General features: G+C 70.6%; 26 protein-coding genes. 11 read left to right on the top strand and 15 right to left on the bottom strand.

The window, feature by feature from the left end; all coding sequences use genetic code 11:
• Positions 1-12 precede the first annotated feature (12 nt).
• From E1202_RS14585 to E1202_RS14575, 3 genes are all read right to left on the bottom strand, one after another.
• Positions 13-1,167 carry an acyl-CoA dehydrogenase family protein gene (locus tag E1202_RS14585; RefSeq protein WP_132683594.1) on the bottom strand — a complete coding sequence of 385 codons (1,155 nt, stop codon included), beginning with the start codon at positions 1,165-1,167 and terminating at the stop codon, positions 13-15.
• Between the two features lie 9 nt (positions 1,168-1,176).
• Entirely contained in the window at positions 1,177-2,232 is a 1,056-nt protein-coding gene (locus tag E1202_RS14580) for an acyl-CoA dehydrogenase family protein (RefSeq protein WP_132683593.1), read from the bottom strand.
• 112 nt (positions 2,233-2,344) lie between these two features.
• Entirely contained in the window at positions 2,345-4,444 is a 2,100-nt protein-coding gene (locus E1202_RS14575; protein ID WP_132683592.1) for an acyl-CoA dehydrogenase, read from the bottom strand.
• Between the two features lie 113 nt (positions 4,445-4,557).
• Here E1202_RS14575 and E1202_RS14570 point away from each other — a divergent pair, with 113 nt between their 5' ends.
• Entirely contained in the window at positions 4,558-5,241 is a 684-nt protein-coding gene (locus tag E1202_RS14570) for a class I SAM-dependent methyltransferase (RefSeq protein ID WP_235878374.1), read from the top strand.
• Positions 5,242-5,334: 93 nt separating this feature from the next.
• Here the strand turns inward: E1202_RS14570 and E1202_RS14565 are convergent, their stop codons facing one another.
• From E1202_RS14565 to E1202_RS14555, 3 genes are read right to left on the bottom strand one after another with little or no spacing between them, the layout of a single operon-like run.
• On the bottom strand, positions 5,335-6,399 hold the full coding sequence (locus E1202_RS14565; RefSeq protein ID WP_132683591.1) for a prenyltransferase: 1,065 nt from the start codon (positions 6,397-6,399) through the stop codon (positions 5,335-5,337).
• A complete protein-coding gene (locus E1202_RS14560) occupies positions 6,386-7,099 on the bottom strand; it encodes a methyltransferase domain-containing protein (RefSeq protein ID WP_235877096.1) in 714 nt (237 codons plus the stop codon). Before E1202_RS14560 ends, E1202_RS14565 begins: the two co-directional genes overlap by 14 nt.
• Before the next feature lie 2 nt (positions 7,100-7,101).
• Positions 7,102-8,358, bottom strand: a complete 1,257-nt coding sequence (locus tag E1202_RS14555; RefSeq protein ID WP_132683590.1) for a glycosyltransferase family 4 protein — start codon at positions 8,356-8,358, stop codon at positions 7,102-7,104.
• A gap of 172 nt (positions 8,359-8,530) precedes the next feature.
• On the opposite strand from E1202_RS14555, the gene kstR reads away from it, so the two are divergent.
• Positions 8,531-9,139 (top strand): cholesterol catabolism transcriptional regulator KstR, encoded by a 609-nt coding sequence (gene kstR / locus E1202_RS14550; RefSeq protein ID WP_132683589.1) that lies wholly within the window; start codon positions 8,531-8,533, stop codon positions 9,137-9,139.
• Here the strand turns inward: kstR and E1202_RS14545 are convergent.
• From E1202_RS14545 to E1202_RS14535, 3 genes are all read right to left on the bottom strand, one after another.
• Positions 9,125-10,153 (bottom strand): MBL fold metallo-hydrolase, encoded by a 1,029-nt coding sequence (locus tag E1202_RS14545; RefSeq protein WP_132683588.1) that lies wholly within the window; start codon positions 10,151-10,153, stop codon positions 9,125-9,127. The two genes, kstR and E1202_RS14545, sit on opposite strands and share 15 nt — an antisense overlap.
• A gap of 55 nt (positions 10,154-10,208) precedes the next feature.
• Positions 10,209-11,105 (bottom strand): SDR family oxidoreductase, encoded by an 897-nt coding sequence (locus tag E1202_RS14540; protein ID WP_207918636.1) that lies wholly within the window; start codon positions 11,103-11,105, stop codon positions 10,209-10,211.
• A gap of 171 nt (positions 11,106-11,276) precedes the next feature.
• Positions 11,277-12,029 (bottom strand): SDR family oxidoreductase, encoded by a 753-nt coding sequence (locus tag E1202_RS14535; protein WP_207918632.1) that lies wholly within the window; start codon positions 12,027-12,029, stop codon positions 11,277-11,279.
• Positions 12,030-12,123: 94 nt separating this feature from the next.
• On the opposite strand from E1202_RS14535, the gene E1202_RS14530 reads away from it, so the two are divergent.
• The 4 genes from E1202_RS14530 to E1202_RS14515 are packed head-to-tail and all read left to right on the top strand — an operon-like array spanning position 12,124 to position 15,547.
• Entirely contained in the window at positions 12,124-12,873 is a 750-nt protein-coding gene (locus E1202_RS14530; protein ID WP_132683586.1) for an enoyl-CoA hydratase family protein, read from the top strand.
• Complete coding sequence (locus E1202_RS14525; RefSeq protein WP_132683585.1) at positions 12,874-13,743, top strand: CoA transferase subunit A; 870 nt, start codon at positions 12,874-12,876, stop codon at positions 13,741-13,743.
• Positions 13,740-14,483, top strand: a complete 744-nt coding sequence (locus tag E1202_RS14520) for a CoA-transferase subunit beta (protein ID WP_132683584.1) — start codon at positions 13,740-13,742, stop codon at positions 14,481-14,483. Before E1202_RS14525 ends, E1202_RS14520 begins: the two co-directional genes overlap by 4 nt.
• 11 nt (positions 14,484-14,494) lie before the next feature.
• On the top strand, positions 14,495-15,547 hold the full coding sequence (locus E1202_RS14515) for an NAD(P)H-dependent flavin oxidoreductase (protein ID WP_207918635.1): 1,053 nt from the start codon (positions 14,495-14,497) through the stop codon (positions 15,545-15,547).
• Positions 15,548-15,640: 93 nt separating this feature from the next.
• Here E1202_RS14515 and E1202_RS14510 read toward each other — a convergent pair whose 3' ends face one another.
• From E1202_RS14510 to E1202_RS14500, 3 genes are read right to left on the bottom strand one after another with little or no spacing between them, the layout of a single operon-like run.
• The gene (locus E1202_RS14510; RefSeq protein WP_235878371.1) at positions 15,641-16,267 is read right to left on the bottom strand and encodes a TetR/AcrR family transcriptional regulator; all 627 of its coding nucleotides are present in this window, start codon (positions 16,265-16,267) and stop codon (positions 15,641-15,643) included.
• 44 nt (positions 16,268-16,311) lie between these two features.
• The gene (locus E1202_RS14505) at positions 16,312-17,085 is read right to left on the bottom strand and encodes an SDR family oxidoreductase (RefSeq protein WP_132683582.1); all 774 of its coding nucleotides are present in this window, start codon (positions 17,083-17,085) and stop codon (positions 16,312-16,314) included.
• Positions 17,082-18,272 carry an acyl-CoA dehydrogenase family protein gene (locus E1202_RS14500; RefSeq protein WP_132683581.1) on the bottom strand — a complete coding sequence of 397 codons (1,191 nt, stop codon included), beginning with the start codon at positions 18,270-18,272 and terminating at the stop codon, positions 17,082-17,084. The genes E1202_RS14505 and E1202_RS14500 overlap by 4 nt, the downstream gene beginning before the upstream one ends.
• 104 nt (positions 18,273-18,376) lie before the next feature.
• Between E1202_RS14500 and E1202_RS14495 the strand changes: the two genes are divergently transcribed.
• The 4 genes from E1202_RS14495 to E1202_RS14480 all read left to right on the top strand — a co-directional run bounded on the left by E1202_RS14495 (position 18,377) and on the right by E1202_RS14480 (position 22,562).
• Positions 18,377-19,231 carry an enoyl-CoA hydratase gene (locus E1202_RS14495; protein ID WP_132683580.1) on the top strand — a complete coding sequence of 285 codons (855 nt, stop codon included), beginning with the start codon at positions 18,377-18,379 and terminating at the stop codon, positions 19,229-19,231.
• 3 nt (positions 19,232-19,234) lie between these two features.
• Positions 19,235-20,350, top strand: a complete 1,116-nt coding sequence (locus tag E1202_RS14490) for an acyl-CoA dehydrogenase family protein (RefSeq protein ID WP_132683579.1) — start codon at positions 19,235-19,237, stop codon at positions 20,348-20,350.
• The gene (locus E1202_RS14485) at positions 20,347-21,318 is read left to right on the top strand and encodes an acyl-CoA dehydrogenase (RefSeq protein WP_132683578.1); all 972 of its coding nucleotides are present in this window, start codon (positions 20,347-20,349) and stop codon (positions 21,316-21,318) included. Before E1202_RS14490 ends, E1202_RS14485 begins: the two co-directional genes overlap by 4 nt.
• A gap of 137 nt (positions 21,319-21,455) precedes the next feature.
• Positions 21,456-22,562, top strand: coding sequence for an acyl-CoA dehydrogenase family protein (locus E1202_RS14480; RefSeq protein ID WP_132683577.1), 1,107 nt, complete (start codon positions 21,456-21,458; stop codon positions 22,560-22,562).
• 85 nt (positions 22,563-22,647) lie between these two features.
• On the opposite strand, the gene E1202_RS14475 is transcribed toward E1202_RS14480, so the two are convergent.
• The 3 genes from E1202_RS14475 to E1202_RS14465 form a co-directional block, all read right to left on the bottom strand.
• Positions 22,648-23,076, bottom strand: a complete 429-nt coding sequence (locus tag E1202_RS14475; protein WP_132683576.1) for a MaoC family dehydratase — start codon at positions 23,074-23,076, stop codon at positions 22,648-22,650.
• A gap of 2 nt (positions 23,077-23,078) precedes the next feature.
• Entirely contained in the window at positions 23,079-23,540 is a 462-nt protein-coding gene (locus E1202_RS14470; RefSeq protein WP_132683575.1) for a MaoC family dehydratase N-terminal domain-containing protein, read from the bottom strand.
• Positions 23,541-23,603: 63 nt separating this feature from the next.
• Positions 23,604-24,764, bottom strand: a complete 1,161-nt coding sequence (locus tag E1202_RS14465; RefSeq protein WP_132683574.1) for an acetyl-CoA C-acetyltransferase — start codon at positions 24,762-24,764, stop codon at positions 23,604-23,606.
• A 224-nt stretch (positions 24,765-24,988) separates the two neighbouring features.
• On the opposite strand from E1202_RS14465, the gene E1202_RS14460 reads away from it, so the two are divergent.
• Positions 24,989-25,303 carry a hypothetical protein gene (locus E1202_RS14460; RefSeq protein WP_132683573.1) on the top strand — a complete coding sequence of 105 codons (315 nt, stop codon included), beginning with the start codon at positions 24,989-24,991 and terminating at the stop codon, positions 25,301-25,303.
• Positions 25,304-25,313 lie beyond the last annotated feature (10 nt).

Genomic DNA, 25,313 nt, shown 5'->3' with positions numbered 1-25,313 from the left:
ACATTCCCCTCCTCAGCGCGGCACCCGCGGAAGCCCCAGCCCGGCGGTGGCGATCAGTTCTCGCTGCACCTCGCTGACACCGCCTCCGAAGGTCAGCACGATGTTGCGCTTCGCCTGGACGTCCAGCCAGTGCATCAGTTCTGCGGTGTCCTCATCGGACGGATCACCGTGCCGCCCGACGATCTCCTCCAGCTCCCGGCCGAGCATCTGCACGGTCTCCGAGGAGAACACCTTGGTCGCCGACGCGTCGGCGACCTCCACCGGACCGAGCGACGCCGAGGCCGCGACCTGCCAGTTGAGCAGTTCGTTGACCCGCTCGAACGCCCTCGCCCGCGCGAGAACCCTGCGCACGTCGGGCCGTTCGAGCAGGTCCCGCTCGCTCGCCCACGCGTGCACCCGCTCGCGCAGCCCGCCGGTGCGACCGGACGGACCGAGCATGACGCGCTCGTGGTTGAGCTGGGTGGTGATCAGCTTCCAGCCGCGGTCCTGCTCCCCCACCAGCATCGACGCCGGTACTCGCACGTCGTTGAAGTAGGTGGCGTTGACGTGGTGCGAACCGTCGGCGGTGATGATCGGCGTCCACGAGTAGCCGGGATCGCTGGTGTCGACGATCAGGATCGAGATGCCCTTGTGCTTGGGCGCTTCGGGATTCGTGCGGCAGGCCAGCCAGACGTAGTCGGCGTCGTGCCCGCCGGTGGTGAAGATCTTCTGCCCGTTGACCACGTACGAATCGCCCTCGCGCACGGCCGTGGTGCGCAGCGAGGCGAGGTCGGTGCCCGCTTCGGGCTCGGTGTAGCCGATCGCGAAGTGCACGTCACCGGCGAGGATCTTGGGCAGGAAGAAGGACTTCTGCTCCTCGGTGCCGTAGGCCTGCAAGGTCGGTCCGACGGTCTGCAGCGTCACCGACGGCAGCTGCACGTCGGCGCGGGAGGCCTCGTTGGCGAAGATGTACTGCTCGACGTCGCCGAAACCGCGCCCGCCGTACTCCTCGGGCCAGCCCACCCCCAGCCAGCCGTCGCGGCCCATCCGGCGCACCACCGCGCGGTGGGCCTCGTCGTGGCGGTCCACGGCGAGGGCTGCGCGCTCCTCCTCGGCGACGAGGTTGCCGAAGTACTCCCGCAGTTCGGCCTGCAGCTCCCGCTGCTCCTCGGTGAGTTCGATGAACACGGCTTCTCCTCAGGCGTGTCGGGCGAGGACGTCGACGCGGTGCGCGGCGCCGCCTGCGAGCCGCGCCAGGTCCTTGACCTGCGAGTAGTAGCGGTGCATCGGGTAGGTGATGTCCACGCCGAGCCCGCCGTGCAGGTGGTGGCAGGTGTGCATCGCCGCCGGCGCCTGGTCGGTGAGCCAGAACGCGGCGACGTCGAGGTCCTCCCCCGCGTCGCGCCCGGTGCCCAGCCGCCAGGACGCCGACAGCGCCGCGAGGTGCAGGGTCCGGTTGACCACGTAGACGTCGGCGATCTGCTGCGCGACGGCCTGGAACGCCGCGAGCGGCTTGCCGAACTGGTGGCGCGTGCGCAGGTGCTCGGCGGTGAGCTCCAGCGCTCCGGCCACCGCGCCGTCGCCGAGCGCGCACATGCCCGCCAGCGCGCAGTCGTGCACGTCCTGGAGGACCGATTCGCCTGGGGGGCCGAGGATTTCACCGTCGACGCCGTCGAGGTCGACGACCCATTCGGCGCCCACCGAGGACTTCACCGAGTGCAGCGTGACGCCGTCGGCGTGCGGATCGACCAGCACGATCGCGGGGCCGTGCTCGGTGCTCACCGACACGAGCAGCCGGTGCGCGGTGTCGGCGTGCAGGACGCCGGTCTTGCGCCCGGTGACGCGCGTTCCCTCCGCCGTGGTGCGGGGTTTCGCGGGCAGCGGATCGGAGACCTCGTTGAGCGCCGCGCTGAACACCCGCCCCGGCTCGGCGAGCAGCCGCTCCTGCTGGGCCTGCTCGGCGTGCCTGGCGATGGGCAGGACTCCGAGGGCGAGGGTCGCCAGCGCGGGGACGCCGACCCCGGCCTTGCCGACCTCGGCGAGCACCAGACCGACCTCCAGCGGGCCCAGTCCGGCACCGCCGAGCCCCTCGGGCACGGGCAGCGACAGCAGTCCCGACTCGCCGAGCGCTTTCCACACCGACTCATCGAAACCGATTCCAGTTGAGGCGGCGGCCCGCTCGGTCTCCCGCGCCAGAACTTCGGCCGCCAGATCCCGCACTGCCTGCTGCGCCTCTCCGAGCGTGAACTCCATCCCGCCCCCTAGACCAACCCTGGCCATGTTGTGAAACTTGTTCTACTTCTACCGCCTGAGCAAGCTCCGGCGCAAGCCTCGGCACGCACTCGCGAGCCGACCGCGGGAACGATCAGCGAGGCAGCCCGAGGATTCGCTCGGCGACCACGTTGAGCAGGATCTGCGTCGTGCCACCGGCGATCGACAGGGCGCGGGTGAGCAAGACCTCGTGCACCGGTTCGGCCTCCATCACCAGCGCCTCGGCACCGAGCATCTCGACCGCGAGCTCGGCGACGTTCTGGCGGTGCCACACGCCCAGCAGCTTCTCGACGCTGGACTCCGGGCCCGGACCTCGCCCGTGCAGGCTGCGCAGCGTCGACCGCAAGCGCAGCAGCGAACCGGCCAGTCCGTCCACCACCGCGCCGCCGAGCCGTTCGCGCACCGACGGATCGGTGTCCCCGGAAGCCGCCAGCAGCCGTTCGACCTCCTGGCCGATGCTCGACCCGCCGCCCAGTGCGACGCGTTCGTTGGCCAGCGTGGTGCGCGCGAGCTTCCAGCCCTGGCCCGGTTCGGCGACCAGGCATTCGTCGGGGACGAAGACGTCGTCGAGGAACACCTCGTTGAACCGCTCCACGCCGGTGATCTCCCGCAACGGCCGGACCGTGATGCCCTCCGAGGCCATGTCGACCAGGAAGTAGCCGATACCGCGGTGCTTCGGCGCGTCCGGGTCGGTGCGGGCCAGGCAGATGCCCCAGTCCGCTTCCTGCGCGAGGGAGGTCCACACCTTCTGGCCGGTCAGCTTCCAGCCGCCGTCGACGCGCTCGGCCTTGGTGCGCAGCCCGGCGAGGTCGGAACCCGCTCCCGGCTCGGAGAACAGCTGGCACCAGGTGATCTCGCCGCGCAGCGTCTGCCAGACGAACCGCTCGCGCTGGGCGTCGGTGCCGTGCTCGACGATCGTCGGCACCGCCCAGTTGCCCACCACCATGTCGGGACGTCGCACGCCGGCCCGGTCCAGCTCCTCGTCGATGAGCAGCTGCTCGTGGGGGCTCGCTCCGCAGCCGTAGGGCTGGGGCCAGTGCGGGGCGAGGTAGCCGGTCTCGGCGAGCCGGTTGCGCTGCTGCTGCGGCGAGAGCGCGGCGATCTCCTCGACCGCACCGCGGATCTCACCGCGCCGCTCCTCGGGGAGCTCCGCCGCCAGGCTCAGCCGCCGCCGCACGCCGGACGCCGACAGCTCGGCGACGCGGCGGCGCCAACCCGCCGAACCACCGACGGTCTGGCGCAGCGCCAGCGCGCGCCGGAGGTAGAGGTGCGCGTCGTGCTCCCAGGTGAACCCGATGCCGCCGAGCACCTGGATGCAGTCCTTGGCGACCTCCACCGAGGCGTCGAAGACGGCGGCTCCCGCCGCAGCGGCGGCCAGCGGGTGCTCCTCCGGGGCGTCCTCGGCCGCCCGGGCGGCGTCCCAGGAAAGGGCGGTGGCCTTCTCCACCTTGCACAGCATGTGCGCGCAGAGGTGCTTGACCGCTTGGAACGAGCCGATGACCTGGCCGAACTGCTCGCGAGTGCCCGCGTGCTCGACGGCGGTGCGCAGGCACCAGCCGGCGATCCCGACGGCTTCGGCGGCCGCGAGCGTCACCGCGAGGTCGCGCACGTCCCGGTCGGCGACGACGTGGGCGGACGGGACGGTGATGTCGTGCAGCACGACCTCCGCGACCGGCCGGGACACGTCCAGCGACGGGCGCGCTCGCAGCTCCGCCCGCTCGGCCTCGACCAGGAACCACACGTCCCGGTCGTCCACCCGGGCGCACAGCAGCAGGTGGGTCACGCCGGCGGCCCCCGCGACGGCGGCGACACGACCGGAAACCACCAGCCCGTCCCCGGTTTCGGCGCCGACGAGCTCTCCGGGTTCCAGCGCGACCGCAGCGGTGGCCCGGCCCTCGGCGAAGTCGGCGTCGCCGAGCAGCGCGACGGCCACGGCGGTGGACCAGACAGGTCCGGGCACCAGCGCGTCGGCGGCCTGCTCCAGTCCGGCGGCGAGATCGGTCAGCGTGCCGAGACCTTCGGTGATCAAGGAGAACACGCCGATCTCGGTCAGACCGGTCCAGGTCTCCTGCTCGTGCCAGACCGGGGCGTCGACGTTCTCCAGCTTGCGCACCGGATCGGTGCCCGACCCCTCGGCCCACGACCGGATGGACTCCTGCAGGGCCCGCTGCTCCTCGGTGATCGCGATCGGCACTACGCCTCCTCGTCCGCGCCCGCACTGCGAGAATTAGAACATGTTCTAACAAGCTAGCGGGTGGACCGGGTACGCTGCAATGCGCATCAGTACCGATTCGAAAGAGGCACCACGTGACGCAGGGATCGACCACCGACCGCGAGCACCACCCGTCGATGCCTGCGGAACTGCTCGACCTCGCCGAGCAGGCGACCGGGTTCATGCCCACCGACGAGGGCCTGGCGCTGCACGAGACCGCCACGACCTACCTCGGGACCGGCGTGGGCGTCGAAATCGGTACCTACTGCGGGAAGTCCACGATCTTCCTGGGCGCCGCCGCGCGGCACACCGGCGGCCGGATCGTCACCGTCGACCACCACCGCGGCTCCGAGGAGCACCAGCCCGGCTGGGAGTACCACGACCCGGGCCTGGTGGACCCCACCGTCGGCAAGCTCGACACCCTCGGCGAGTTCCGCCGCACCATCGCGCGGGCGCGTCTGGAGGACGAGGTCACCGCCGTCGTCGGCCGCTCCGGCGCGATCGCAGAGTTCTGGCGCACGCCCCTGAGGCTGCTGTTCATCGACGGCGGGCACACCGAGGAAGCCGCCATCACCGACTACGAGGGCTGGGCGCACTGGCTCGTCCCGGGCGGCGCGCTGGTCATCCACGACGTCTTCCCGAACCCGGAGGACGGCGGCCAGGCCCCGTACAACATCTACCGCCGAGCCCTGGCCACCGGAGCCTTCACCGAAACCCGGGCCACCGGCTCGATGCGCGTCCTCGAACGCACCGCGGGCGAACCCGGCGCCCTCCCCTGAGCCCCCACCACCTGTTCCAATTTCGCGCGAAATTGAAAAACCCCACTCGACCAGGTGGTTTTCGCCGGTCGAGTGGGGTTTCGCCGTGTCGGCTCAGCGCGTGCGTTCGTACTCGCAGCAGGAGGCGTTCTCCACCCGGAGCCCGGTGGGGAGGCCTTCGCCTCGGAAGATGCCGTTGCCCAAGGTGGTTCGGGTCAGGGCGTCGGCGGCGAGGATGACCGCCGCAGCGGTCCAGGAGGACTGCTCCTCCGGCCAGCGCTTGCCGTCGGCGAAGACGAAACCCGTCCAGTAAGAACCGTCGGGGTCCCGCAGGTGCTGCATCGCAGCCAGCTGCTGCACGGCTCGGTCGTGCTCGCCCAAGGCGTCCAGGGCCAGCACGAGCTCGCAGGTCTCGGCCCCGGTGACCCACGGGTGGTCGTCGACGCAGCGAATGCCCAGGTCCGCCACGACGAAGTCGTCCCAGCGCTCGTCGATGCGCCGCAGCCCGGCCTCGCCCCGCACGGCACCTCCGAGGACCGGGTAGTACCAGTCCATCGAGTACCGGGTCTTCGGCGTGAACGCCTCCGGATGCCTGCGCAGCGCGTGCCCGAGGCGGCCGACGGCCACCTCCCAGCTCGGCTGCGGCACGCCGACGCGGTCGGCCAGCGCCAGCGCGCACCGCAGGCTCTGGTGGATGCTGGAGCTTCCCGACAGCAGCGCCTCACCGGTCGGCCCGGCTTCGCCGATGCCCCAGTCGATCTCACCGCGCTGGTGCTGCGCGGTGAGCACGAAGTCGGTGGCGTCGCGCACCATCGGCCACATCCGCTCGGCGAACTCCTCGTCGCCGGTGATCAGCACGTGGTGCCAGACGCCCACCGCCGGGTAGGCGCAGTAGTTGGTGTCGGCGCCGGCGTCCTCGACCACGCCGTCGCGCACCTGGAGGGGCCAGGAGCCGTCGGAGCGCTGGGTGGCGCGCAGCCACTCGTACGCCCGCTCCGCCTCCGCGAGCTGCCCGATCACCGACAGCGCCATCGCGCACTCCACGTGGTCCCACGGGTCGGTGTGACCGCCCGGGAACCACGGGATCTCCCCCGAGGGGAGCTGAACGGACGCGATGGCCTTGCCGGTCTGGACGAGCGCCTCTGCGGAGACGACGCCCGGCAGCTCAGGCGCCGGCACGAGGTTTGCCCAGGTAGATCGCAATGCTCTTGCCCGCGACCGGGTTGAGCAGCTTCTCCGCGGTCCGCGAGATCCACGGCGCCTTCATCATGTCCCACACCAGGAACGCGTGGTAGGCCTTGGCCAGCGGGTGATCGTTGTTGTCGGTGCCCACCGCGCACTTGATCCACCAGTACGGCGAGTGCAGCGCGTGCGCGTAATCGCGGAAGACGTAGCGCAGCCCGGCGTCGGTGAGCTTGCCGATCAGCTCGTCGGCGGAGTAGATCCGCACGTGGCCGCCCTCGACCTGGTGGTACTCGTCGGACAGCGCCCAGCAGATCCGCTCCGGCCAGGCGCGCGGGACGGTGACCACGACGCGTCCGCCCGGCTTGACCACGCGGACGAGCTCGCGCATCGCCTTCTCGTCCTCGGGGATGTGCTCCATGATCTCCGAGGCGATGACGACATCGAACTCGCCGTCGGCGAACGGCAGGGCGAGCGCGTCACCGGAGACCGTCTGGGCCTTGGCGCCCTCGGGCACCTCGCCCTCGTCCTTCATCGCGGCGAACATCGCGGCGACGTTCTCCAGCTCTTCGACGTCCTGGTCGAAGGCGGTGATGTCGGTGCCGCGCCGGTACAGCTCGAAGGCGTGCCGGCCGCCGCCGCAACCCAGGTCCAGCACCCGCTGTCCCGGCCGCACACCGAGCCTGTCGAAGTCCACCGTCAGCAACGCGTTGCTCCCTTCCCACCGCGCGGGCTGCGCGCGATCGCTTCGGCGTAGCAGTCGACGGTCGCCGCTGCCACGGATTTCCAGCTGTAGCGGGCCAGCACTCGCTCGCGCCCGTTGGCGCCGAGCCGGGCGCGGTGCTCCGGCGAGTCCAGCTGCCGGGCCAGCGCCTCGGCCAGCGCTTCGGCGTCGCCCGGCGGCACCAGGTCGGCGCACTCCCCGTCGGGGCCGACGACCTCGGGGATCGCACCGGCGCGGCTGGCGACCAGCGGCGTGCCGCAGGCCATCGCCTCCACGGTCGGCAACGAGAACCCCTCGTAGAGCGAGGGCACGCTGGCGACCTCGGCGGAGCCCAGCAGCTCGGCCAGCTCCTCGTCGCTGATGCCCTTGACGGTGCGCACCACGTCGCCGATGGCCAGCTCCTCGATGCGCTGCTCGGTCGGCCCACCGGGGGTCAGCTTGCTGACCAGCACCAGCTCGACCTCGCGTTCGGTGCGCAGCTTCGCGACGGCCTCCAGCAGCGTGCCGACGCCCTTCATCGGGGTGTCGGCGCTGGCCATGGCCACGATGCGACCGGGGACGCGCGGCTTGACCGGCGGCTTGAACACCTCGGCGTCCACGCCCAGCGGCACGACGCGCAGCTGCTCGGGGCTGACGCCGAAGTCCTCGCGGATGTCGTCCGCGGAGTTCTGCGAGACGGTCAGCAGCTGCGGGATCTGGCGGGCGACGCGGGCCTGCATCCGGGTGAAGCCGTACCAGCGGTGCACGGTGATCTTGCGCCAGCCCTTGGCCGCGGCGAGGTCGACCCGGCGGTCGTGGGTGATCGGGTGGTGGACGGTGGCGACCAGCGGAATCCCGGCGCGCTGCAACGAGAGCAGGCCCGAACCGAGGCACTGGTTGTCGTGCACCACGTCGAACTCGTGCGAGCGGGCCTTGAGCAGCCGCGCCGCGCGCATGCTGAACGTCATCGGCTCGGGGAAGCCCGCGGTCCACATGGTGCCGACCTCGAGCAGGTCGATGTGGTCGCGCAGCTCGCGCCAGTGGGGGGTGCGGAACGGGTCGTCGTCGTTGTAGAGGTCGAGGCTGTCCACGGGCGCCAGGTCCACGCCGGGGTCCAGATCCGGGTAGGGCTGACCGGAGAACACCTCGACGTGATGTCCCAGCTCGGCGAGGCCGCGGCTGAGGTAGCGGACGTAGACACCCTGTCCGCCGCAATGCGGCTTGCTTCGATAGGAAAGCAACGCGATCCGCACGATTCACCTCACACTGCCCGGGGGCCGCGGGCTGGGTAGACTGGAACATGTTTCGGTCGAGGTAACCCGCTTACCTTAACCCGTTGGTAGCCCCGCACGATGAGTCGCGTGGCGACGAACACGCTTCGCCGTCACCTGATGTCCGTCGACTGTTCAAGGAGAGCCCCCGCCCATGGAAAGCTCGCAGAACGTGCTGGAAGCGCTCCGGGGCGGCAGCAACACCGGCACCACGGCGCAGGCCGAGCGGCGCAAGCGCATCATCGACGCCACCATCGCGCTGGCCAGCAAGGGCGGCTACGACGCGGTGCAGATGCGCGCGGTCGCCGAGAAGGCCGATGTCGCGCTGGGCACCCTGTACCGCTACTTCCCCTCCAAGATTCACCTGTTGGTGGTCGGCTTGGCGCGGGAGTTCGCGCGCGAGCAGGAGAAGATGGACCGCTCGAAGATCCCCGGCGACACGCCCTACGACCGGGTGCTGCACGTGCTCAACCGCACCACCCGCCAGCTCCAGCGCAACCCGGAGCTGACCGAGGCGATGACCAGGGCCTTCATGTTCGCCGACACCTCGGTCGCCAACGAGGTCGACACCGTGGCGCTGCTGATGGAGCAGCTGTTCACCCAGGCCATGACTCCCGACGAGCCCACCGATGAGCAGCGGGCGATCGCGCGGGTCATCGGCGACGTCTGGCTGTCCAACCTGGTCGCGTGGGTGACCCGACGCGCCTCGGCCACCGACGTGTCCAACCGGCTCGAGCTGACCGTGCGGCTACTGCTGGCCTGAGTACTCCACGACATCACCGTTCGCGGTGGCGGTGAGTTCTCCGCGCGTGACCAGCAGGTCGAGGTGCGCGCTCGTCTCGCCGACCGCCAGCACCTGGTTGAACAGGTCGAGATCGGCGAAGTCCTTGTTCCGGCGCGTCCAGCCGAGCTTGAGGGCCGCTTCGTAGGCGGTTCCGGCATCGTCGCGGACGACCTCGGCCGTCTGCTGCAGGCGCTCGTCGTGGTGGCGCAGCAGCTCCTCGATGCGCTGGTGGGAGCTGCCGCCGACGGGCCCGTGCGCGGGCAGCAACCGCAGGTCCGGGTAGGTCTGCATGAGCCGCAGCGAGTCCAGGAAGTCACCGAGCGGCAGCTCCGGGCGGGCCGATTCGACGCCGATCGAAGGCGTGATGTGCGGCAGGATGTGGTCGCCGGAGAACAGCGTCGAGGAGTCGGCGTCGAGGAACACCACGTGCCCGCGGGTGTGCCCGGGTGTCGGCACGGCGAGCAGGGTGCGCGACCCCAGCGGGATCTCGACCTTGCCGTGCAGCCACTCGTCCGGCTGCTCGTAGGGGTTCTCCCCCTTGCGCTCCGGCGGTGCGCCGCCGTAGGCCTCGGCGAGCTTGCCGAGCAGTTCCTGCGCGCCCCACCGCTGCAATCGCCGCATCTCGGCGAGTTCGGTGCCACCTGCGAGGATCGCGTCCATCGTGGGCTGCTCACCGGCGCCGAGGCTGATCTGGGAACCGAAGGTGCGGCGCAGCTGCACCGCGAGCGTGTAGTGGTCGCGGTGCACGTGGGTCACCAAGAACCGCTGCACGTCGGCGAAGTCGTAGCCGATCTCGCCGAGGCCCTTCTCCAGCTGGGTGCGCGCTTCTTCCAGCGCCCAGCCGGAGTCGATGAGCACCAGCCCGTCGGAGTCCTCGATGGCGTAGACGTTGACCGCCCGCAGTCCGTCGTCGGGCAGCGGCAGCGGAATCCGGTGCACGCCAGGCCCGACCTGTTCCACGCCGGGCTCGATCCACGCGTGCCGATCGCTCACCGCTGTCCTCCGAGTTTTGACGAACTTCTTCAAAGAGATGTACCACTCCGCTTCCTCAGGTGCCGTAGACGGGGTCGGGAACGGGGGCCTTGGCGAGCAGTTCCGCCACCACGGGTCCGAGTTCGTCGGCGTCCCAGCGTCGGCCGGCGTCGCGCGAGGGCCCTCGGGTCCAGCCGGTTCCGACGGTGATGTCGCCACCGGCGACCTCGAAGACCCGACCGGTGACCTCGGCGGAGTCGACGCTGCCGAGCCAGGCCACCAGCGGTGAGACGTTTTCCGGCGCCATGTCGTCGAATCCCTGTTCCGGCCGGGCCATCATGTCGGCGAAGACCGTCTCGGTCATGCGGGTGCGCGCCGACGGCGCGATGGCGTTGACGGTGACGCCGTAGCGGGCGAGTTCGGCGGCGGTGTTGAGGGTGAGCGCGATGATCCCGGCCTTGGCCGCGGCGTAGTTGGTCTGGCCGATGCTGCCGAGCAGTCCCGCGCCCGAGGTGGTGTTGATGATCCGCGCCTGCACCGCCTCGCCCGCCTTGGTGCGGTCGCGCCAGTGCTGCGCGGCGTGCCGCATCGTGGCGGCATGGCCCTTGAGGTGGACGCGGATGACCTGGTCCCACTCGTCCTCGGCGATGTTGACGAACATCCGGTCGCGCACGAACCCGGCGTTGTTGACCAGCACGTCCAACCGCCCGAACCGCTCGACCGCGAACTCCACGAGCTCCCGCGCCTGCTGCCAGTCCGCGACGTCGGCCCCGTGCACCTCGGCCTCGCCACCGAGCGCCCGGATCTCGTCGGCGACCTCCGCGGCAGCGGACCCGTCGCCCCCGCTGCCGTCCAACTGCACCCCGATGTCGTTGACCACGACCTTCGCCCCCTGCCGCGCGAACTCCACGGCATGCGCCCGGCCCAACCCGCGCGCGCCCCCGGTCACGATGACGACCCTGTCCTCACAGATCACGTTCGTCCTCCTAGAAGTCGTTGTCGGCACCCAACACCGGCCTCTGAGGACCCCACCCCGACCGATTTCAGTGGGAATCAGGACCCGAACTTCCACTGAAATCCGGGGTCGGGGTTCCGCTGGAATCGAGGTTTCGTGGGGAGGGTGACGGGGTTGGGGTTGTTGTGGTCAGGAGCGGATTGCGTTGAGGTAAGCCGTTCGTTCGCCTCCGCCGTCGACCGTGATCGTCGAACCGGTGACGTAGGAGGCCAGCGGTGACGCCAGGAAGAGGCAGGCGTTGCCGACGTCGGACGGCTCGGCCAGGCGTCCCATGGGGACGATCGAGCTCAGGTCGGCGTCGCCGTAGTGGTCGGCCTGGTCCTCCGAGCGGACCAGACCCACGACCACGCCGTTGACGCGCACGTCGGGTGCGAGCTCCTGGGCGAGCGTGCCGGTGAGGTTGTCCAGGCCGGCCTTGGCGGCTCCGTAGGCCGCGGTGCCCGGTGAGGGACGGCGCCCGGAGACGCTGCTGATGTTGATGATCGAGCCTGCGGACTCCACGAGCGCGTCCCGCGCGTGCTGGGCCAGCAGCAGCGGCGCGATGAGGTTCAGCTCGACGACCTTGCGGTGCAACCGGATCGACGCGTCCGCGGTGTCGGCGACCGGGGTACCGCCCGCGTTGTTGACCAGCACGTCCAGCCGCCCGGAGCGCTGCCGGATGTTGCCGATCAGCTCGGCGACCTGCTCGCTCTCCCGGACGTCGACCTGCGCGAAGTGCGCGGTGGCCGAGCCGTGCGAGGGCAGCTCGTCGACCGGTTGGCGGGCGCAGACGTGAACCTCCGCCCCGGCGCGCAGGAACGTCTCGGCGATGCCCGCGCCGAGGCCTCGCGTTCCCCCCGTCACCAGCACGACTCGGCCGGTGAGGTCGATCTCGATGCCCATCCGCCGCTCCCTGCGCTCTCGCCCCTGGCGGGGTGTCCTGCGGTGTTGCTACGGTAACAACCCAACCAAACAAGTGCTAGGTTTGGCAGGTGGCATGGGCACGCAAATCGAACGGCGGGACGGCGGAATCGTGGTCCTCACCGTCGACCACCCACCGGTGAACGCACTGCCGGTCAGGGGCTGGTTCGACCTCGCCGAGGCGCTGCGCGACAGCGGTGCCGATCCGCAGACCCGGGTCGTGGTGCTGCGCGCCGAGGGCCGCGGCTTCAACGCGGGTGTGGACATCAAGGAACTGGCCGCCGATCCCGGCCACGACAAGCTCGTCGCCGTCAACAACGGCTGCTACGAGGCGTTCAAGGCGGTCTACGAGTGCCCGGTGCCGGTGATCAGCGCGGTGCAGGGGTTCTGCGTGGGCGGCGGCATCGGCCTGGTCGGCAACTCCGACGTGATCGTGGCCGGCGACGACGCGACCTTCGGCCTGCCGGAGGTGGACCGGGGCGCGCTGGGCGCGGCCACGCACCTGTCACGGCTGGTGCCCCAGCACATGATGCGCGCGATGTTCTACACCGGGCAGACCGCCACCGCGCAGCAGCTGGCCGAGTTCGGATCGGTGCACAGAGTCGTTGCGCGCGAAGGGCTCCTGGACGCCGCGCTGGAGGTCGCCGCCGACATCGCGGCCAAGAACCCGCTGGTGATCCGCAAGGCCAAGGCCGCGCTCAACGGCATCGACCCGGTGGACGTCAACCGCAGCTACCGGTTCGAGCAGGGCTTCACCTTCGAGCTCAACCTCACCGGGGTGTCGGACGAGATCCGCGCCGAGTTCGGCCGCGAGAAGGAGGCGTAGGTGCAGGACAAGCAGCTGACCGTCGACGAGGTGGTCTCCCACCTGCGCGACGGCATGACGATCGGCATCGGCGGCTGGGGCTCCCGGCGCAAGCCGATGGCGCTGGTGCGCGCGATCCTGCGCTCCGACCTCAAGGACCTGACGCTGGTGTCCTACGGCGGCCCGGACGTCGGATTGCTGTGCGCCGCGGGCAAGCTCCGCAAGGTCGTCCACGGTTTCGTCTCGCTGGACTCGATCCCGCTCGACCCGCACTTCCGGGCGGCCCGCCAGCGCGGTGAGCTCGACGTGGCCGAGTACGACGAGGGCATGGTGCTGGCGGGTCTCCGCGCGGCCGCGGCACGACTGCCGTTCCTGCCCACGCGCGCCGGGCTCGGTTCCGACGTGATGGCGTTGAACCCGGAGCTGCGCACCGTCCGCTCCCCCTACGCCGACGACGAGGAACTGGTCGCGATGCCGGCGCTGAAGCTGGACGTCGCGCTGGTGCACATGAACCGCGCCGACCGCTACGGCAACGGCCAGTACCTCGGTCCCGACCCGTACTTCGACGACCTGATGTGCGCGGCGGCCGCGACCAGCTTCCTCAGCTGCGAGCGGATCGTCGCGACCGAGGAGCTCACCGAGACCGCTCCCCCGCAGTCGCTGCTGATCAACCGCCTCCACCCGCAGGGCGTGGTGGAAACGCCGCACGGCGCGCACTTCACCAGCTGCGTGCCCGACTACGGCCGCGACGAGGCGTTCCAGCGGCACTACGTCGCCAGCGCGAAACCCGGCCAGTGGGAGGCGTTCCGCGCCGAGTTCCTCGACGGGGACGAGGCGGACTACCAGGCGGCGGTCGAGAAGTTCCACGCGCGCGCGGAGGTGCCGGCATGACGATCACCAGAGCCGAGGTCTGCGCGGTGGCCTGCGCCGACAGCTTCGCCGACGCCGGGACGGTCATCGCCTCGCCGTTCGGCACGATCCCCTCGATCGGCGCCCGGCTGGCGCGGCTGACCAGCGCGCCCGAGCTGCTGCTCTCCGACGGCGAGGCGATGCTGATCGCCGAGACGACGCCGCTGGGCGAGGAGTCCACCGCCGCGGTCGAGGGCTGGCTGCCCTACGGCAAGGTCCTCGACCTGCTGGCCGGTGGGAAGCGACGGGTGATGATGGGCGCTTCCCAGGTGGACCGGTTCGGCAACCAGAACATCTCCCGCATCGGCGACTGGGCGCAGCCCAAGGTGCAGCTGATCGGGGTGCGCGGGGCGCCGGGCAACTCGGTCAACCACACCACGAACTACTGGATCCCCCACCACAGCCCCAAGATCTTCGTCGAATCCGTGGACCTGGTGGCCGGTGTCGGGCACGACCGGGCGCGCCAGATCGGCGCGAGGTACCACGACGTGCAGGTCGTGGTGACCGACCTGGCCGTGCTGGACTTCCAGGGCCCGGACTGCTCGATGCGGCTGCGTTCGGTGCACCCCGGGGTGAGCGTGGACGAGGTGCGGGAGAAGACCGGCTTCGAGCTCGCCGTCGACCAGGTAGCCGAGACCCGGTTGCCGACCGAGGACGAGCTCGCCCTGATCCGCGACCGGATCGACCCGAAGGGGTTGCGGGACAAGGAGGTCCCGGCGTGACCGAGCAGCTGCTGCGCACGCCGCTGTGCGACCTGGCCGGCGTGCGCCACCCGATCGTGCAGACGGGAATGGGCTGGGTGGCCGGTCCGAGCCTGGTCTCGGCGACCGCGAACGCGGGCGGTCTGGGCGTGCTGGCCTCGGCGACGATGACGTTGTCGCAGCTCACCGACGCGGTCCGCGAGGTCAAGGAGCGCACCGGCGAGCCGTTCGGGGTGAACCTGCGCGCCGACGCCGGTGACGCGGAGGAGCGCGTCGACCTGCTCATCCGCGAGGGCGTGAAGGTGGCCTCGTTCGCGCTCGCGCCGTCGCAGCGGCTCATCGGCAAGCTCAAGGACGCCGGGGTCGTGGTGGTCCCGTCCATCGGCGCCCGCAGGCACGCCGAGAAGGTCGCGGCGTGGGGAGCCGACGCGGTGCTGGTGCAGGGCGGCGAGGGCGGCGGTCACACCGGCGCGGTCGCCACGACCCTGCTGCTGCCGCAGGTGGTGGACGCGGTGGACATCCCGGTCATCGCCGCGGGCGGGTTCTTCGACGGCCGCGGCCTGGCCGCCGCGCTGTGCTACGGCGCGGCGGGGGTGGCGATGGGGACCCGGTTCCTGCTCACCACCGACAGCCGGGTTCCCGACGAGGTCAAGCGCTCCTACTTGACCGCCCAGGTCGGCGACACCGTCGTCACGTCCAAGGTGGACGGTCTGCCGCACCGGATGCTGCGCACCGATCTCACCGAGTCCGCCGAGTCGCGGGGTCTGCTCCGGCGTCTCCCCGACGCGCTGCGCCAGGCGGTGGCGTTCAAGTCGCTCACCGGCATGTCCTGGCGGCAGCTCGTCACCGACGGGCTGGCCATGCGCAAGGCCCAGAAGCTCCCGCTGCACCGGGTCCTGCTCGCCGCCAACACGCCGATGCTCATCAAATCGGCGCTGGTGGACGGCCGCCCGGAAGCCGGTGTCCTCCCGGCGGGCCAGGTCGTCGGCATGATCGACGAGCTCCCCAGCTGCGAGAAGCTCATCGACACCCTCATCACCGAAGCAGCGGCCACTCTCCGCAGGACCGGCGCGCTCAGCGCCTGATTCCGATGTCGCGCGAAGTTCGACCGCGAAAGGTCGCACTCGAACTCCGCGCGACATGGGTATTCCTCACCCGGCCGGGTGTGTTGGTGCCGGTCAGCGGGTGACGATGCCGTCGCAGAGGATGTTGATGTACTGGTCCGCGATGGACTTGATGCTCAGCTTGCCGCTCGGGTTGAACCAGTGGACGGTCGTCCACACGGTGTCGCGGATGAAGCGGTAGGTGAGCTTGGCGTTGAGGTCTTCCCGGAAGACCCCGCTCCGCTGCCCTTCCTGGAGGACCTTCAGCCAGGTCTTCTCGAACTCGTCGGCCACGCCGGGCAGGTAGTCGAAGCGCTCGAACTGGGCCAGGTAGTTGGCCTCGTTCTGGAAGATCGCGATCGCGGCCGGGTGCCGGCGCAGCGCCGCGTAGGACCGCTTGATCAGCTCGGTGAGCGCGGTGCGCGGGTCCTCGGCCTCCTCGATGATCTTGGCGTTGGCCTGCCGCTGGTCGTCGAGGAACTCGCGCAGGATCTCGTCCACCATCGCCTCCTTGGAGTCGAAGTGGTGGTAGAGGCTGCCGGAGAGGATGCCCGCGGCGTCGGCGATGTCGCGGACCGTGGTCGCGAGGAACCCACGGGTGGCGAACAGCTCGCCGGCGATGGCGAGCAGTTCGGCTCGGCGTTCGGAGCCGTTCTCCCGCGCCGGGCGGTTGCGTGCGGACAAGCGCTTGGTCGAGACCACGAGACCATCCTCTCAAAGCCGCCGCGGCGTTGCGCGCCGGAGGGTCATGGGTGCTGGTTGGAGACCGAGATGACCTCGCCGGTGAGGTAGGTCGAGTAGTCCGACGCGAGGAAGACGATCACGTTGGCGATCTCCCACGGCTCGGCGGAGCGGCCGAACGCCTCGCGCCGGGTGAGCGCGTCCAGCAGGTCGTCGGAGGTGACCTTGGCCAGGTTCTCGTGCATCACCAGGCTCGGGGCCACGGCGTTGATCCGGACGCCGAGCTCGGCGGCGTCCATCGCGGCGCAGCGGGTCAGGGCCATGACCCCGGCCTTGGCGGCCGCGTAGTGGGACTGCCCGGCCTGCGCCCGCCAGCCGACGACGGAGGCGTTGTTGACCACGACGCCGGGGTTGCCCTGGTCGCGGAAGAGCCGGGTCGCGGCGCGCGTGCAGCGGAAGGTGCCGCCGAGGGTGACGTCGACGACCTTGTCCCACTGCTCGTCGGTCATCTCCAGGATCGAGGCCGTACCGCCCAGCCCGGCGTTGTTGACCACCACGTCGACCTGGCCGAAGGTGCTGGTCGCGGTGTCGAACATGCGCTGCACCTGGGACTCGTCGGTGACGTCGCAGGCCACCGAGGCGACCTTCGCGCCGGGCAGCTCGGCGAGTTCCGCGCAGGTCTCGGCGAGCCGGCGCTCGTGCCGGTCGCTGATGAGCACCTGCGCGCCTTCTTCGAGCATCCGGCGCGCGACCGCCGAGCCGATTCCGGTGCCCGCGGCGGCGGTGACCACCGCGGTCTTGCCGTTGAGCAGTCCGTGCGCGGGCGGGGCCTGGGTCATCGGGTGCCCTCCTGGGGTCGGGGTTCGCGCGGCAGGCCGAGCACCCGCTCGGCGATGATGTTGCGCTGGATCTCGTTGGAGCCGCCGTAGATCGTGTCGGCGCGGGTGAACAGGAACAGCCGCTGACGGCTGTCGAGGTCGTAGGGCTCGCCCTGGGCGATGAGCCCGTCGGGTCCGGCGACCGCCATGGCGAGTTCGCCGAGCTCGCGGTGGAAGTTCGACCACAGCAGCTTGACCACCGACGATTCGGGACCGGGCGGCCCCTCGGCGCCGAGCAGCCGGAAGACGGTGCAGCGCAGGGCTTCCAGGTCGGTCCAGGCGCGGGCGATGCGGTCGCGCAGCAGCGGGTCGTCGAGGGCACCGCCGGCGCGGGCCTGCTCGGTGATCTCGGCGAGTTCGCGGCGGAAGACGACCTGCTGGTCGACGGTTCCGATGCCGCGCTCGAACCCGAGCGTGCCCATCGCGACCTTCCAGCCCTGCCCGACCTCGCCGACGACGTGCCCGGCCGCGGTGCGGGCGTCGTCGAAGAACACCTCGTTGAACTCCGAGGTGCCGGTGAGCTGCATGATCGGGCGCACCCGGACGCCGAGCTGGTCCATCGGCACCAGGAAGTAGGACAGCCCCTGGTGGCGGCGCTGTTCGGGGTCGGTCCGGGCGAGCACGAAGCACCAGTCGGCGACGTGCGCCATCGACGTCCACACCTTCTGGCCGTTGAGCACCCACTCGTCGCCCTCCAGGCGGGCGGTGGTGGCGACGTTGGCGAGGTCGGAGCCCGCGCCGGGCTCGGAGTAGCCCTGGCACCACAGCTCGCGCGCGCCGACGATCTCGGGCAGGAACCGCTTCTGCTGCTCGGGGCTGCCGAAGGCCATCAGCGTGGGCCCGAGCAGCTCCTCGCCGATGTGGCCGACGCGCACCGGAGCCTGAGCGCGGGCGTACTCCTCGTGGAAGATGATCTGCCGGCCGACGTCGGCTTCGCGCCCGCCGAACTCCCGGGGCCACCCCAAGCACGTCCACCCGTGTTCGGCGAGCAGCCGGTCCCACGCGAGCCGCACGTCGAATCCCTCGTGCTCACGTCCGGGTCCGCCGAGTCCGCGCGCTTCGGCGAACTCGCCGGTCAGGTTCTCGGACAACCACTGCCGGACTTCGCGGCGGAAGGCCGCTTCCTCGGCGCTGTCGGTGAGGTCCACAACCGCCTCCTCGGCGTCGTTCCCGCGTCGGCACTCTACCAAGCACTTGCTTGTTCGGCTAACCTCGACGTGCCGCAATCGCAAGGCCGAGCTAGGAGCGCCCGATGGCAGCAGAACGAGGGGTCGTCCACTACGAGGTCCGCGACCAGGTCGCCGTGGTGACGATGAACCGGCCCGACTACCGCAACGCCCAGAACTCGGTGATGACCTACGCGCTCGACGACGCCTTCTACCGGGCCTGCGAGGACGACCGGGTCAAGGTGATCGTGCTGGCCGGCGAGGGGAAGCACTTCTCCGCCGGTCACGACATCGGGTCTCCCGAGCGCGACATCGACGTCAGCTACCCCCGCCGGGCGGGCCTGTGGTGGGACCACACCAAGCACACCGGCGGCGAGTCGCGCTTCGCCCGCGAGCAGGAGGTCTACCTGGGCATGTGCCGCCGCTGGCGCGAGATGCCCAAGCCCGCCATCGCCTCCGTGCAGGGCGCGTGCGTGGCCGGCGGGCTGATGCTGGCGTGGGTGTGCGACCTGATCGTGGCCAGCGACGACGCCTTCTTCGCCGACCCGGTGGTGAAGATGGGCATCCCCGGCGTGGAGTACTTCGCCCACCCGTGGATGCTCGGCCCGCGGATCGCCAAGGAGTTCCTGTTCACCGGCAAGCGGATGAGCGCGCAGCGGGCCTACGAGATCGGCATGGTCAACCAGGTGGTGCCCCGCGAGGAGCTCGCCGACGCGACGATGAGCCTGGCGGGCAACGTCGCGGAGATGCCGATGCTCGGGCTGTCGCTGACCAAGAAGGCGATCAACCAGGCCGAGGACCTGATGGGCATGCACAGCGGCATGGACTCCGCCTTCGGGCTGCACCACTTCGCCCACGCCCACAACGCCGAGGTCGGCAAGGACTCGCTGGCGGGCATGGACGCGCGCAGCATGAAGAAGTCCGACCAGGAGCGTGGGTGAGCCGTGGATCTGGAGTTCTCGCAGACCGATCTGGCCTTCCGCGACGAGGTGCGGGCGTGGCTGCGCGAGCACGTGCCCGCCGAACCGCTGCCGTCGCTGGAGACCGCTGAGGGATTCGCCGCGCACCGCGAGTGGGAGCAGCAGCTGCACTCGGCGGGGCTGTCGGTGGTGTCGTGGCCGGAGGAGTTCGGCGGTCGCGGCGCATCGCTGCTGCAGTGGGTGATCTTCGAGGAGGAGTACTACGCCGCCGGAGCACCCGGCCGCGTCAGCCAGAACGGCATCTTCCTGCTGGCCCCCACGCTCTTCGAGCACGGCACCGACCAGCAGAAGCAGCGCTACCTGCCGCGGATGGCCTCCGGCGAGGACATCTGGGCGCAGGCGTGGTCCGAACCCGAAGCAGGCAGCGACCTGGCCGGGATCCGCTCGACCGCGCGCCGCGTCGACGGCGGCTGGCTGCTCAGCGGCAACAAGACGTGGAGCTCGCGCGCGGCGTTCGCCGACATCGCCTTCGGCCTGTTCCGCAGCGACCCGGAGGCGCCCCGCCACAAGGGCCTGACCTACTTCCTGTTCCCGCTGGACGCGCCCGGCGTCACGGTGCGGCCCATCCAGCGGATCGACGGCAAACCCGCCTTCGCCGAGCTGTTCCTCGACGAGGTATTCGTCCCGGACGCCGACGTGCTGGGCGGGGTCGGCGACGGCTGGCGGGTCGCGATGAGCACCGCGAGCAACGAACGCGGCCTCACGCTGCGCAGCCCGGGACGGTTCCTGGCCACCGCGCGGAAGCTGACCGAGCTATCAGGCGGGCTCGACGACGACCGGGTGGTCGACGCGTGGGTGTCCGCGCAGGCGTACCGGCTGGCGACGTTCGAGACGGTCACCAAGGTCCTCGACGGCGCCGGACTGGGCGCCGAGGCGAGCCTGAACAAGATCTTCTGGTCCGAACTGGACACCTCGATGCACGAGACCGCCTGGGACCTGCTGGGGCCGGAGGCGGAGACGAGCTCGTGGGTCGAGGGTTACCTGTTCTCGCTGGCCGGCCCGATCTACGCCGGGACCAACGAGATCCAGCGCAACATCGCCGCCGAGCGGGTGCTCGGACTGCCGAGGGGGTCGCGATGAGATTCGTGCTCGAACCCGAGCAGCAGGACATGGCCGAGACCCTGCGCGCCATGTTCACCGCCGCGGACGTGCCCGCCATCGCCCGCTCCTGGGCCGACGGGGACGCCGAGAGCTGGCGGAAGCTGTGGCGGGACCTCGCCGACCTCGGTGTCACCGGTGTGACGCTGCCGGAGGAGCGCGGCGGACTCGGTCTCGGTCCGGTGGAACTGACCCTGTGCCTGCAGGAATGCGGTTACGCCGGTGTGCCGGGACCGGTGATCGAGTCGCTGGCGTTCCTGCCTGCGCTGCTGCCCGACCTGACCGCCGACACCAGGGTGCGCACCGCGATCGTCGAGCAGCACGTTCCGCACGCTCTCGATGCCGATCTCGCCGACGAGGTCTACGCGTGCGGGCCGGAATCGAGCCGCCTCCTGTCATCGACCTCGTTGCGGCGCAAGGATTCGTTCGACGCCGCACGCCGGTTGTTCGACGTCGAGGGCTCCGGCGAGGAGATCCCCGGTGCGGACTTCGACCGGGCCTTCGACACCGCCGTGCTGGGCTGCGCCGCCTACCTGCTCGGGCTGGGACGCAGGATGCTCGACCTGGCCACCGAGCACGTCAAGCAGCGGCAGCAGTTCGGGCGCCCGGTCGGCGAGTTCCAGGCGGTCAAGCACCACCTGGCGAACGCGCTGCTCAAGCTGGAGTTCGCCCGCCCGCTCATCCGCGGCGCCGCCCTGTCGGCGGGCTCCGCGCACGCCGGCCGCGACGCCTCGGCGGCCAAGCTCGCAGCGGCCGACGCAGCCCACCTGACCAGCCGCATCGCCCTGCAGGTCCACGGCGCCATCGGCTACACCGCCGAGCACGACCTGCACCGCCACCTCACCAAGACCGCGGCCCTGCGCCAGTCCTGGGGCACCCCCACCTGGCACCGCCGCCGCATCGCCCGATCTCTCACCACTGACCCGGACACCCCCATCGGCAGCCCCTGACCCCACGGGGTTCCGCGATTTCGGTGGAAACCCGGTACCTGATTTCCACCGAAGTCCCGTTCCCGATCTCCACTGAAATCCGGTTCCTGATCTCCACTGAAGTCGCCGGATCTGGCCGGGTCGGGGACGGGTTCGACATGGATGAGCATCTGAGCTGGGAGGTTGTTGTGCGGTTCGCTTTCACCGAGGAGCAGGACGAGCTGCGCGGGGTCGTGCGGCGGTTGCTGGACCGGCGCGGCGGGCCGGAGGTCCGGGAGCCCGATGTCGTGGCCGACGGGTTCGACCGCGAGGTGTGGGCGCAGCTCGCCGAGCAGGTCGGGGCGCACTCGCTGGGAATTCCGGAGGAGTTCGGAGGTGGCGGGTTCAGCCTGCTGGAGACGTTGATCGTGGTGGAGGAGCTGGGCCGGCGGTTGTCGGACATCCCGTTCCTGGGCAGCGCGGTCCTGGCCTCCGAGGCGGTGCTGGCCACGGGCGACCGGGCGGCCTGCGAACGGCTGCTGCCGGGGATCGCTTCGGGCGAGCAGGTGGTGTCCCTCGCCTGGGCCGAACCCGAAACGGGCTGGGCGCGTGGGGGTTTCCGCACGACGGCGCGAAGCGACGGCGACGCGTGGCTGCTGGACGGGCGCAAGGTGCACGTGCTCGACGGGGCGCAGGCCGACACCGTCCTGGTGCTGGCCACCACCGACGGACGTCCCGCGCTGTTCGAGCTCGCCGAACCCGAGGCCACCGCCACCACTCCCCTGGACCTGACCCGCCGGATGGCCGAGATCCACCTGCGCAACGCCCCGGCGCGACTGCTGGGCGCTCCCCCGGTGCAGCGCATCGTCGACGTCGCCGCAGCCGCGCTGGCCGCGGAGTCCGTGGGAGCCGCTCAGCGGTGGCTGCAGGAAACGGTCGAGTACACCAAGATGCGGACCCAGTTCGGCCGCCCGATCGGCTCGTTCCAAGCGCTCAAGCACCGGCTGGCCGACTGCTACGCGGCCGTGGAGTCCGCGCGCTCGCTGTCCTACGCCGCGTCCTGGTCGGTGTCCACCCGGGACGAACGGGCGAGCGAACTGGCGGCGATGGCGAAGTCAGCTTGCACCGAGGCCTACTACGCGATCGCCGCCGAAGGGGTGCAGCTGCACGGGGGCATCGGGATCACCTGGGAGCACGAAGCGCACCTGCACCTCAAGCGCGCACACTCCGCGATCCAGCTGTTCGGCACCCCGAGCACCCACCGAGCAAAGCTGCTGACCGCCTAGGAAAGATGCGGAGGTCGTCGCCTTGCTCGGCGGTGCGGGCGGCGGAACCTGCGCGGCTCCCCGCGCCGCGCCTCGAACATTCGACCTAGGAGAGCCGGACCACCGCGCGGGCCTGGGCCAGGACCTCCACTCCGCCGGAGGTGGCTGAGAGTTCCACCACCGCGCGGTTGCCGTCGAGCTTCTCCGTCACCTCGCCGGCGACCTCGACCTCGACGCCGGTGTCGTCGTCGGGAACGACCACCGGCTTGGCGAACCGCACGCCGTACTCCTCGACCGCGCCGGGGTCACCGACCCAGTCGGTGACCAGCCGGGCGGCCTCGGCCATCGTGAGCATCCCGTGCGCGATGACGTCCGGCAGCCCGGCCGACTTGGCGATCCGCTCGTTCCAGTGGATGGTGTTGAAATCGCCCGAGGCACCGCAGTAGCGCACGAGCGTCACCCTCTGGATGGGATAGCGCTGCGCAGGGATCTCCGTGCCGACCTCGACCTGGTCGAAAGCCACGCTCGCAGCCACGTTCACCGCCCTCCCTCTGCGGTTCCACGAGAGATGATCGTGTTGACCGCGGTTCCGACCACGTCGCCGTGGACGTCGATGATGTCGGTCTCGATGCGCACCAGCTCGTTGCTGCCGGCGTCGCGGATCTCCACGATCCGGCCCTTCGTGCTGAGGACGTCACCGGCCCGGATGGGGCGCCGGTAGCTGAACTTCTGCTCGCCGTGCACGACCATCCGGTAGTTCAGCCCGAAGTCCGGGCGCAGGATCGGGTTCTTCTCCGACGCCGCGCCCGTGGCCACGATGCCGAAGGTCGGCGGCGCGATCACGTCCGGATGCCCGAGCGCGCGAGCCGCCGCCTGATCCCGGTAGGCCGGGTTGGGGTCACCGATCGCGTCGGCGAACTCGCGGATCTTGCCGCGGGTGACCTCGTAGGCCTCATCGGAGGCGAACTCGAACCCGATGTAGTCCCTGTTGATCGCCACACTTCCTCCTCTCACCACCGGAGCGGCTCGCCCCGCCGGGCACAGCGCTTCCCCGGGAGGGCTTCACAGCCGCTCGATGATGGTGACGTTGGCGGTTCCCCCGCCCTCGCACATGGTCTGCAGGCCGTACTTCCCGCCGGTGCGCTCCAGCTCGTTGAGCATGGTGGTCATCAGCTTCGCGCCGGTGGCGCCGAGCGGGTGGCCGAGCGCGATGGCGCCGCCGTTGGGGTTGACCTTGGCGGGATCGATGTCAATCTCCTTCTGCCAGGCCAGGACGACGCTGGCGAAGGCCTCGTTGATCTCCACCACGTCGATCTCCGATGCCGCGATGCCGGCCTTGTCCAGCGCGTGCTCGGTGGCCGGGATCGGCGCGGTCAGCATCTTCACCGGGTCGTCGCCGCGCACGCTCATGTGCCGGATGCGGGCGCGCGGGGTCAGCCCGTGGTCGTGGACGGCCTGCTCGGAAGCCACCAGCAGCGCCGCGGAACCGTCCGAGATCTGGCTGGCCACACCGGCGGTGAGGCGGCCGCCGTCGGTGAGGGTCTTGAGCCCGGCGAGCTTGTCCTTGTCGGTGTCGCGCCGCGGTCCCTCGTCGCGCTCGACGCCGGCCAGCGGTGCGGTCTCGCCGTCGAAGTGCCCGCCGTCGATGGCCGCGATGGCGCGGAGGTGGCTGCGCAGCGCGAACTCCTCCATCTCCTCGCGGGAGATGTCCCACTGCTCGGCGATGAGCTCGGCGCCCCGGAACTGGGTGACGACCTCGTCGCCGTAGCGCTTGGCCCAGCCCTCCGATCCGCAGTCCGGCCCGTAGGCGCGGGGGAATCCGAGCTGGTCGGACCCGCGCAGCGAGCTGCCGATCGGGATGGCGGTCATGTTCTGCACGCCGCCCGCGACCACCAGGTCGTTGACACCGGACATCACCGCCTGGGCGGCGAAGTGCACCGCCTGCTGCGAGGAACCGCACTGGCGGTCCACGGTGACGCCGGGGACGTGCTCGGGGTAGCCGGCCGCGAGCCACCCGGTGCGGCCGATGTTGCCCGCCTGCGCACCGACGGTGTCGACGCAGCCCCAGATCACGTCGTCGACCCCCGCGGGGTCGATCCCGGTGCGGTCCACGAGGTTCTGCAGCACGTGCGCGGACAGGTCCGCCGGGTGAACCCCGCTGAGTCCGCCGCCGCGCTTGCCGACCGGCGTGCGAACCGCGTCGATGATGTAAGCCTCCGCCATGAGGAGTCCCTTTCGTCGGCACCAGTGGCCAGCTCGAGAGTAGTCTCGGCGAGGCGAGAAAAACAAGCAAGCGTTTGGTTGCACCGCACCCGCTCGCGTTCGCCCTGCGAACGGCCCCTGCAATCACTTTCCGTGATCGACTGGTAGCTCTCCGCTGTGTTAAAGTCTGGCGAATTGCGCGTGCACGTGCAGACGAGCTGCGACGAACGATCTGGGGGCTTCAGATGCCTTCGTCAGAACAGGTCGGCGAACCCGACCCGAGCATGTGGTTGCGCCAGTTGGTGCTGCGGGGGTTTCAACTCATGCCACCGGTCCGCGACGGCACCGGCGAACTCGAGGCGCTGATCTACGTGCGCCCGCACGGTGACGTCATCGACATCGTCGAGGTCCTGGCCGAAGACCACGTCCGCGCCGCGCGAGTACCGCGCCGCGGCGAGATCCGCACCGACGACAACGCGGCCTGCTGGCGCACGACCGGCGACGTCGTCGACGTCGTCGACCAGGTGCTGTCCCTGCCGAAACCGCTGATCCGGGCCTGAGGAACCCGGA

Origin of the sequence: Saccharopolyspora karakumensis, from assembly GCF_004349225.1 — a bacterium.
In the GTDB taxonomy this organism is placed as follows: domain Bacteria; phylum Actinomycetota; class Actinomycetes; order Mycobacteriales; family Pseudonocardiaceae; genus Saccharopolyspora; species Saccharopolyspora endophytica.
This window is presented reverse-complemented; position numbering and strand designations above follow the sequence as displayed.